The following is a 6,853-nucleotide window of genomic DNA, read 5'->3' on the forward strand; positions in this document are numbered from 1 at the left end:
AGACGTACTCCATGCGCAGCACGTCGGCGGCCACGTGCGGGTGGGCGCGCAGCCGTTATTCGTGGCGGTCGCGGGAGGCGCAGACGCCGGAGAGCGGGCAAGTTATTGAGAATCGAGACAGGGTGGTGACCTTTCGTCAGTGGCAGGCGAAGCCCGCGCGGAGGAGATGAGAGGGACGTGGTAGACATGCGGCATGGCTGCGTTCATGGCGTTCTTCGATGGCTCGACCACCACTTGGAGGGTCAGCTCAGCCGTCGTGACTGCCGCGATCACGGACCTTTGGCCGGAGGCCGAAGTCGACCCGCCGCGACGTAGCGAGGCATGTGCCTTCAGCTGGAGCTTCTGCACGGATGAAGGTCCGGGTGAGGTGTTCATGCCGGAAGGTGCAACGGGCCTCTACCTGGATGCGCCCCTGCCGGACTCTGCGCAGCTCGCGTGCCTGCTGCGCCAGTGGATGCCGGACTCGGTCGACTGGTGTTCTGCGATCAGGGCTACAACTTTGATGTTCGAGTAGGCCCGGGTGTCACAGTGGCGGCGCTCATCGAAGAGGTGGACGACCAGCCCTGATGGGACTGTGCCGTGGCAGGGAACGTTCGCCTGGCCAGGGGAGATGGCTTTGTCGACCGGTGGCAGAGTGTGGCCATGGAAATTGCCAACCGTACGCTGACAGTGGACGTGATCGCGGCACTGAGGTACTGGCCTGGTGTCATCTGGGGCGGTCAGAAGAACCCTCCGGACCCGGTGGATCTCACTGTTCTGCCGCCTTTCTTCAACGACGTGCTGCTGGAACTTCCCTGGTGGAACCGCGACTGGAAGGTCCGCGATGTCGAGCCGGGCATTCCCGTGGAGATCGAGGGTGATCGCCACGGTCGGCCTTCAAGGGTTACGGAGGTGTCAGTGCCGGGCACGGTCGGTTCCAGCGGTGGTGAGAGCCTGCCCTTCGTCGCGAGGGTCGCGTTTGCGGGCGCCCAACTGATCGGGTTTCAGGCCAAGATCGGTGAGGTGATCCTCGGTCCGGCCCTTGCCCCTGCTGGGCGGCTGGAGCCACATCCGTTCGCAAGGGTGCTCACTGGGCTGATGGACTTGCGCGGGATTCCGGTGAAGGCGATGGCAAGGGAAACCGCACGATCGATGTCCACCATCCACATGCTTCGCACCGGCAGTCTCAACCCGGGGCCGCTTCTTGCCCAGGAAATTGCCAAGGTTCTGGGCATGTCCGAAGGGGACGTCAGAGTCATCGCTGGACTTGACGACGGCAGTACGCGGTAGCTGACAGGCGACGGCGTCGCGATGCGGCGTTGGTGCTTCGTCAAGCGACTCGCTCACCTGGCGTCCTTTTGCCGGGCGACGGTGTCCGTGAGCTGGGTGAGGGGGATGAAGGCGGACCTTGTTCCGAGTTCTTCTCACTGAGCAGTGTGCATCGTGAAGTCGCAGGTCACCGGTCTGGCGTGAGTCGTCTTCGGGATTCTCGGGCTGATCGTGGGCGGATGCCTCTCGCGAAGATCATCGGTCAGCGGGCGATTTCGCGGTTGGTCAGCACCACCAGGGCCCTGACCAGGGCGGTCGCCGACTTCGGGTCGGTGCGGAGCTTGGTGAGGACGCGCCAGTTCTTGAGGTGGGCAGAGCCGTGCTCGACCGGGGCACGGACGGCGGCCAGTACCGTGTTCGACAGTTTCTGGCCGGGGGTCAGGGGTCGGTTGCGGGCGGCCTTGTAGCCGGTGATCACTGCCGGGTCGTCGTCCGGGTCGTCGTTGTTGTCCAGGCCGATGAAGCCCAAGTCGGCGATGGCGCCGAGGCCGGCCGCGCGCAGGTGGGCGGTGAGGTGGTCGTGCCGGCAGGCGGTGATCTCCGAGGTGCGTCCAGGCCGGGCCGCGGAGACCCAGAGCAGCCGGCCGCGATCGTCGGTGAGTGCGATCACGAGCAGGCCGTGGCATTTGCTCTTACCGGAGTAGTTCTTGCGGTTCGCGTCTCCGGTGCGGCTTCGGGTGCGTATCAGCGAGCCGTCCAGCAGTACGATGCCGCCGCCCGTTCGGGCGATCTTCTTGAGCGCGCGGTCCAGGCGCGGGGCGCGGGCGGCCAGCAGGCCGACGACCTCGCGCACCCACCGGCTCACGGTGGTGCGGTGGACCCCGTTGCCGCCGGCCAGGTCGCCGGGCCGCTGGTCACAGCGCAGCACCGCCAGCACGATCCCGGCGATCTTCCCGGCGGGCAGCGCCCGCCACGGCGAGCGGATCTTCTTGCAGTGGCCGCGGATCAGATCGGCGAGATAGTTCAAGGTGGCGCTCGACAGTGGCAGGCGGGCGGTGTAGACAAGGCCGTCAGGGCCCTCGACGGTTTCGTTGTTTGTCTTCACACCAAACTCAACTGCCGCCGGGGGTCCGCCGGTTACGCCCACCGGCCCGTCGAGTCCGGCGACTACCGACGCACGGTGAACTTCCCGTCACCCCGCTTGTGCAGCCAGCCGCGATCGGCCAGCTTGGTCAACTTCCCGCGCAGCGGCTCCAGCTTGCCCCGCACCCCGGTGTCCAGACCCAACGCCTCACCGACGGCCCGGGTGGCGACCGGCCCGCCGACCTGCCGCACGGCGGCCAGGATGCGCTGGTAGTCCGCCGGCAGCGCGGACTCGGCCACCCCTGACGCCCGGTCCGGGACCAGCCACACCGCCCGGCCCGCCACCTGCACCACCGGCGACCTGGCCGTTGCCCGCTCATCGGCGAGCTGCTCGCTCATCCGCTGCCACACCCGCACCGCCACGGCCAGCTCGTCCCGCTCGGCCCGTACCTCGGACAGCTGCTTGCCCAGCTGCTCTTCGAGTTCATCCAGCTCCGCGCGACGCGCGGTGATCCGCTCATGCACCTCGGGGTCCACCATGCGCCGGAGCGTACGAGCGCAACCCGCGACGGCGGATGGGAAACCGCAAAAACCCGCACCTGCCACACGATCTACGCCCCAGACTGCCGCCCTACCGAGCAGCCTCAGCGTCAGGCCGTCCGGACCCGGTCCCGCACCTCCGGCCGCACCTCGAACCCGGCCGCCTTGTACGTGGCGACGCCGCCGACGTTGGAACTCGGCGTGCACACACGTACGCTCGACGAGCCCATCTCCCGCAGCACAACCGCCCCGGCCACGGTGATCGCCCGGCCGTAGCCGCGACCACGGTGGTCCTCGTGGACGCCCATCGGCTCGACTAGCCCCGGCTTCCCCGGGCCGGCCGACCACACCGTCACCACCGCCGCCACGCTGCCCTGGTCGTCATAGGCGCCCAGGCAGCGGGCGTCGGCGTAGAACGGTCCCGCCGATATCGCGTGCCAGTACTCGCGCGTAGGCCGCGAGGTGTTGAACGCCGACCGCAGAACGTCGGCGAAGTCCTGCGCCTGCTCCGGGCCGATCGACTTGATCCGCACGCCGGGGTCCTCCACCGGCTCGGTGAGGTCCCGGAAGAGCGGCGTCCACGGCTCGTCGACGCCCCAGCCCTCCTTGCTCAGCAGGTCGTGGAGCAGCAGGCCCAGCGGCGCCTCGATGGACACCGCTCCTTCCGGCAGCACGCCGCGCTCAGGCAGCGAGAAGTCCTCGACGAGCCGCCGCGCCAAGTCCTCATCCTGGAAAGCGTCTGGAGCGACCGTCATCCGCACCAGCGTCGGCGAGTCGAGCATCCCGACCGCGAGAATCCGCCCGTCCCGACTCCAGGTCCGGACCACCGCGGCCGTCTCGGCCGTTCCGAACCGGTAGTTCCAGCCGATGTCCCCGGAATGCAACTGCATCGGCGCTTCGTCGTACTGCCACTCCCGCAGCGCGGCCATGGCCTCGCCTACCCCGTCGACAGTCGGCGTACCCAGCACAATCGTCATAGCCGAGATCAGACACTTCATCCCGAAGGTCCACAACCGATTTACCGGGCCTGCCGCTGCTCCCGCAACGGCCCGACCAAGAGCTTCTGCTCCCGCAGTAGCCCAGCAGCTTCGGTACCCCCCGTTCCGCGCGGCGCGCGGTGATCCGCTCATGCACCTCGGGGTCCACCATGCGCCGGAGCGTACGAGCGCAACCCGCGACGGCGGGCGAGAAATCGCAAATCCCGCACCTGACAGACGATCTACACCTCAGACTGCCGCCCACGACCAGCACAAGTACGCCGAAGACAACTCACGCCAGACCCGTGACCAGCACCTTCACGATGCACACGGGTCACTGGGCCAGGGCCAGTCTGGCGGCCATGAGTTTGGCCCAGGTCGCGTCATCGATGATCCGTGGGTTGGGGCCCATCAGGGCGCGCAGTGACAGCGGCATGCTGAGCACCTGTCGCGGGTCGAACCTCGGCTTGATCCACTCCCATTCGATCAGGTCGTTGAAGAAGCCGCGGATGCTGTCGATCCGTGTCGCCTTCCCGCGCGGGCTCAGCGGCTGGCCGAAGCGGGACTGGATACGGCTGTGGCCGGCCCCTGTCCGACTTTGGCGTTCATCGTGTCGGCGCCGGACGTCAGGCCTCTACGGGCGGGGCGTCGGCGTACTCCATGCCCCGCACCAGCGGAATCGGCCCGCCGGTTACGGCGTCCGTGCAGTAGGCGTGGAAGATCTCGGCCCTGCCCAGCGGGTGGGCGATGCAGTCACTCAGTTGCCAGCCGAGGACGCGGGAGGTGTCGCCGGGGGAACGTCCGGTTCGTCGCAATCTCGCGCATGGTCAATCGTCCACCTCCTCAACTCGCTTCGCGGAGCCGCGCCGACGCCATGCGCGCATGGATGCTGCTGCGGCGGCTACGACGGCCGCTGTCGTGAGCTGTGCGGGCAGCTCGCTAAGCAGGCCATGCGCAAGCTGGTCAACAAAGTGCTGGAGCTGAACAGACATCAGGGGATCTCCGTTGTGATCGGATGCACCGCGTCTTGACTCGGCGGCTGCGATACAGGAACGCCCGCTTTAGCGCATCGGGCGGCGCTCCACAGACTCCATCTGCTGAGATGGCTCCGTCGAGTTGTCCGGGAGGTGCACCGAACAAGCTCGAACAACGATCGGTTGTCCGTTTCTAGATCAGTAGATGAGTTGTCGGGAGGTCGGAGACGGACACGTCCGTGGGGAAAACTGCGCGGCCCTTCCGAGCAGGACAATGCGCTGGCAGGGTCTGATGCAGGTTCGGGTGACAGGTTCGGTCACGCGGCCTGGAGGGCCGGTGTGGTCATGACAATCTCGAATTCGATGGGTGTCAGCCGGCCGAGCGAGGCTTGTCTGCGGCGCCGGTGGTAGGTCTTCTCGATCCAGGTCACGATCGCAATCCGCAGTTCCTCGCGGGTGGCCCACGTCCGGCGGTCGAGGATGTTCTTCTGCAGCAGACTGAAGAAGGACTCCATGGCCGCGTTGTCGCCGGCCGCCCCGACTCTCCCTATCGATCCGGCCATCCGGTGACGATCGAGAGCTCGGATGAACTTCCGGGACCGAAACTGAGATCCGCGATCGCTGTGCAGAATGCACCCGTCGACGTGGTCGCGTCGGGCCACGGCGTTGTCCAGGGCGGCCACGGCCAGACGAGACTTCATCCGCGCATCGATGGAGTAGCCCACGATCCTGTTACTGAAGACGTCCTTGATCGCACACAGATACAGCTTTCCCTCTGCTGTGGCGTGTTCGGTGATGTCGGCGAGCCACAGTCGGTTCGGCCCGGCCGCGGTGAAGTTGCGGCGGACCAGGTCGTCGTGCACCGGCGGCCCGGCCCTCTTGGTTCTCCCGCGCTTCTTGCCGAACACGCTCCACCAGCGGTTGTCCCGGCAGATCCGCCACGCGGTCCGGTCCGCCATCCGGGCCCCGGCACCGCGCGCTTCATCGGCCAGGAAGCGGTAGCCGAATTCCGGGTCGTCGCGGTGGGCGTCGAAGAGCGCTTTCGCGCGGTATGCCTCCTCCAGCACGGCGTCGGCCACCGGCTTGTCGAGCCAGCGGTAGTAGGGCTGTCTGGCGAGCTTCAGGACCCGGCACGTGACCGTGACGGGCGTCCCGTCCGCGGCCAGCTCTTTCACGGGCGGGTAGATCCTTTTCCCGGCAGATGGGCCTGCGACAGATAGGCCGCTGCCCGGCGCAGGACCTCGTTCTCCTGCTCCAGCAGCTTGATCCGCCGCCGAGCTTCGCGCAGCTCCGCGCTCTCCTGGCTGGTCACTCCGGGCTTTGTCCCGTCGTCGATGTCCGCCCGGCGCATCCATTTCCCGGCGACCCCTTCGGCCGCAGTACCCGCGTTCGGGCACCCCGGGCATCATCGGCAGAACCGGCTGGGAGCGGTCCAGGGCCTGGATCTGGGACTTCTCGTCCACGCACAGGACCAGTGCCCGCTCCGGCGGATCGAGATACAGCCCCACCACGTCGCGGACCTTGTCCACGAACAGCGGGTCCCTGGACAGTTTGAAGGTCTCGGCCCGGTGTGGCTGGCGTCCGAATGCCCGCCAGATCCGGGAGATCGCCGACTGCGACATACCGGTGGACGCGGCCATGGACCGGGTCGACCAGTGGGTGGCGTTCTTCGGTGTCTCCTCGAGTGTTTTGACGATCACCCGCTCGACATCTGCGTCGGTGATCTTGCGTGGCACACCCGGCCGCGGTTCGTCGCACAGGCCGTCCAGCCGGCGCTCGAGGAAGCGCCGCCGCCAGGTGCGGACGGTGTCCGTGGTGATCCGTAATCGCCGGGCGACCTCCGCGATCGCATGCCCTTAAGCGCACTCCAACACGATCCGCGAACGCAACGCCAACGACTGGGCGCTCGAACGACGACGCACCCACGACTGCAACATCTCCCGCTCGGCATCGGTCAGCACAACCGGCGGAATCTTCGGTCCAGGACGACTCACACCAGACCAACGACAAATCTCCGACTCAGGACACTAG

The 6,853-nt window shown here is 67.2% G+C and carries 6 protein-coding genes and 2 pseudogenes; 2 read left to right on the top strand and 6 right to left on the bottom strand.

All coding sequences use genetic code 11. The features are described from left to right. Nucleotides 1–193: 193 nt before the first annotated feature. Complete coding sequence (locus tag AC068D_RS35030; protein WP_478827191.1) at nucleotides 194–514, top strand: hypothetical protein; 321 nt, start codon at nucleotides 194–196, stop codon at nucleotides 512–514. 128 nt (nucleotides 515–642) lie between these two features. After that, complete coding sequence (locus AC068D_RS35035; protein WP_478827192.1) at nucleotides 643–1,269, top strand: helix-turn-helix domain-containing protein; 627 nt, start codon at nucleotides 643–645, stop codon at nucleotides 1,267–1,269. A 241-nt stretch (nucleotides 1,270–1,510) separates the two neighbouring features. Here the strand turns inward: AC068D_RS35035 and AC068D_RS35040 are convergent, their stop codons facing one another. The 6 genes and pseudogenes from AC068D_RS35040 to AC068D_RS35065 all read right to left on the bottom strand — a co-directional run. Beyond that, nucleotides 1,511–2,353 carry a transposase family protein gene (locus tag AC068D_RS35040; RefSeq protein ID WP_478827193.1) on the bottom strand — a complete coding sequence of 281 codons (843 nt, stop codon included), beginning with the start codon at nucleotides 2,351–2,353 and terminating at the stop codon, nucleotides 1,511–1,513. Nucleotides 2,354–2,415: 62 nt separating this feature from the next. Then, entirely contained in the window at nucleotides 2,416–2,871 is a 456-nt protein-coding gene (locus AC068D_RS35045; protein ID WP_478827194.1) for a hypothetical protein, read from the bottom strand. 110 nt (nucleotides 2,872–2,981) lie between these two features. After that, a complete protein-coding gene (locus AC068D_RS35050) occupies nucleotides 2,982–3,848 on the bottom strand; it encodes a GNAT family N-acetyltransferase (protein ID WP_478827195.1) in 867 nt (288 codons plus the stop codon). A 626-nt stretch (nucleotides 3,849–4,474) separates the two neighbouring features. Continuing rightward, nucleotides 4,475–4,663: a hypothetical protein gene (locus AC068D_RS35055; protein WP_478827196.1), complete on the bottom strand. Its 189-nt coding sequence runs from the start codon at nucleotides 4,661–4,663 to the stop codon at nucleotides 4,475–4,477. Nucleotides 4,664–5,139: 476 nt separating this feature from the next. Then, a pseudogene (locus AC068D_RS35060) lies at nucleotides 5,140–6,179 on the bottom strand (IS3 family transposase); the annotation flags it as partial. Between the two features lie 28 nt (nucleotides 6,180–6,207). Continuing rightward, a pseudogene (locus AC068D_RS35065) lies at nucleotides 6,208–6,759 on the bottom strand (IS630 family transposase); the annotation flags it as partial. Nucleotides 6,760–6,853: the final 94 nt, after the last annotated feature.

The organism is Streptomyces sp. NPDC043861, from assembly GCF_056435905.1.

Bases quoted from the DNA above. Each gene is read 5' to 3' on its own strand.
- AC068D_RS35030 (WP_478827191.1), top strand. From the start codon at position 194: ATGGCTGCGTTCATGGCGTTCTTCGATGGCTCGACCACCACTTGGAGG.
- AC068D_RS35035 (WP_478827192.1), top strand. From the start codon at position 643: ATGGAAATTGCCAACCGTACGCTGACAGTGGACGTGATCGCGGCACTG.
- AC068D_RS35045 (WP_478827194.1), bottom strand. From the start codon at position 2,871: ATGGTGGACCCCGAGGTGCATGAGCGGATCACCGCGCGTCGCGCGGAG.
- AC068D_RS35050 (WP_478827195.1), bottom strand. From the start codon at position 3,848: ATGACGATTGTGCTGGGTACGCCGACTGTCGACGGGGTAGGCGAGGCC.